We start from the raw sequence: 1,792 nt of genomic DNA, 5'->3' as shown, positions 1-1,792 counted from the left end.
TTTGTCGACAGCCGCGTGAAGAGGCCATATCGGGGGGCATCCCGTGCCCAACCCAAGTTAAGGCGACGCCACCGCCGAATGTCCTTGATCACCTTCTCAGCAGAAGGCTTCGTTACGTCCGTTTTCTGTCTCATCGTCGTTCCTTTGAAAGGTTACGATGAACCAGAAAACCTCCTCTCTCAATTAGCCCGATTCTGTCTCATTGGTGCTGATCCCGGACATGCCTATGATGGAAAACCGACATACGACGGAGTCATCGATCAAAGCGCGGCGGCTGCGATCGTCCGCCTCGCGTCAGCGCGGTCGAACCAATCAACTGCGCACCTGCCGGACTAATGGACCAGCATATCGCCACAATCAGCAGAGACGGCCAGATGAAATGGCAGGTCTCCATCGGTTACGGCAAACGCTCGTTGGTCGAGACGGCAATTGGGGCGACCCGCGCTACCCGTTGCATAATTACCCACCGCCGCAAATAACTATTTCTGGATTTCGCTGATCCGTTTTCCATGCGATCGATAGATAGATAGCCTGGCAGTGGTTCAGTTAACCTGCCCTCATCAGGGAGACCTACATGCTCAAGAACGTAATCGCCACCTGTGCGTTTCCGGGCACATACGACGTGCACAAAAACCTTGACCTACACCTATCCTATATCAAGGAGGCCGCTAGTGCCGGTGCTTCCCTTGTCGTCTTTCCTGAGACGAGCTTGCAAGGCTACCTGGCGGTCCTGGACTTGGCCAAGCTTGAAGACGTCATCACGAAAGCTCAGCGCATAGCCGAGTCGGTCCCGGATGGCCCCTCAGTGCAACGCCTAATAACCGCTGCCATGAAGCACAACATCCATGTTGTCTTTGGCCTCATTGAGGCTGGCAAGCAGCCAGGCATCCTCTACAATACCCTAGTGCTCGCGGGGCCGCAGGGATATATAGGGTCGTATCGCAAGGTCCACCTCACCCTCGAAGAGAACTTTATCTACCGGGCGGGCGACCATTGGCCAGTTTTTGATACGCCCCTTGGCAAAGTAGGCCTGCTGATCTGCTACGACAAATCGTGGCCGGAGGGGTGCCGAGAACTTACCCTTTCGGGGGCCGAACTGCTGGTGATAGGGTCCGCGTGGGCCGCAACCCCTGGCCACGGCGACCGCGAAAACAACTCCGCTGTGCGCAGGTACGACCTATATGACCGTGTGCGAGCTTTAGAAAACAGCCGCTGGCTCATCTCATCAAATTTCGTTGGTGAACATGGTGGATCGAACTTTATTGGCTTCAGCCAGATTGTCGATCCGCTCGGTGGCATCATTGTAAGCAGCGGACTGGACCAAATCGGAGTGGTCACTGCGGAGATAGATATATGTGCCGGACTTGCCGGTGCTTCAGTGGGTTATTGGGGGCCGCGCCTCGTTAGGGACCGTCGTCCCGATACGTACAAGGTGCTCAATGGTACCTTGCCAGTCGTGGTGGACGGCTGACAGATCGCTTTCGGCGTTAGAAGCCCGGTTTGAGCGCTGAGCGGTTGTCGAATGCTTCAAGGATCGCAACCACGTTGAGCCATAAGAGACGCCTGAGCCATGCGAGGAGGGGGCGGAGATTGTGGCCGATGGCGGAGAGCACGGCATTGTTCCGATCGCCGTGGCGGCCACTCAGGAAGTTCCGGCCCATATGACCATCCTCTTTCAGGTAGCCGATCGCGGGTTCGATGGTAAGCGCCAATTCGACCGGTGGCGTCGCCTTAACTTGGGTTGGGCACGGGATGCCCCCCGATATGGCCTCTTCACGCGGCTGTCGACAAA

1 protein-coding gene and 2 pseudogenes are annotated in these 1,792 nt (G+C 56.6%); 2 read left to right on the top strand and 1 reads right to left on the bottom strand.

The window, feature by feature from the left end:
• Positions 1-222 precede the first annotated feature (222 nt).
• Both AC07FD_RS36565 and AC07FD_RS36560 read left to right on the top strand, forming a co-directional pair.
• A pseudogene (locus tag AC07FD_RS36565) lies at positions 223-434 on the top strand (IS5/IS1182 family transposase); the annotation flags it as partial.
• A gap of 140 nt (positions 435-574) precedes the next feature.
• Entirely contained in the window at positions 575-1,471 is an 897-nt protein-coding gene (locus AC07FD_RS36560) for a carbon-nitrogen hydrolase family protein (protein WP_478353778.1), read from the top strand.
• Between the two features lie 16 nt (positions 1,472-1,487).
• On the opposite strand, the pseudogene AC07FD_RS36555 reads toward AC07FD_RS36560, so the two are convergent.
• A pseudogene (locus tag AC07FD_RS36555) lies at positions 1,488-1,792 on the bottom strand (hypothetical protein); the annotation flags it as partial.

The organism is Mesorhizobium waitakense, assembly GCF_056431085.1.
The sequence above is the reverse complement of the archived record's forward strand: the minus strand, read 5'-3'. Positions and strand labels throughout refer to the sequence as shown.

Bases quoted from the DNA above. Each gene is read 5' to 3' on its own strand.
- AC07FD_RS36560 (WP_478353778.1), top strand. From the start codon at position 575: ATGCTCAAGAACGTAATCGCCACCTGTGCGTTTCCGGGCACATACGAC.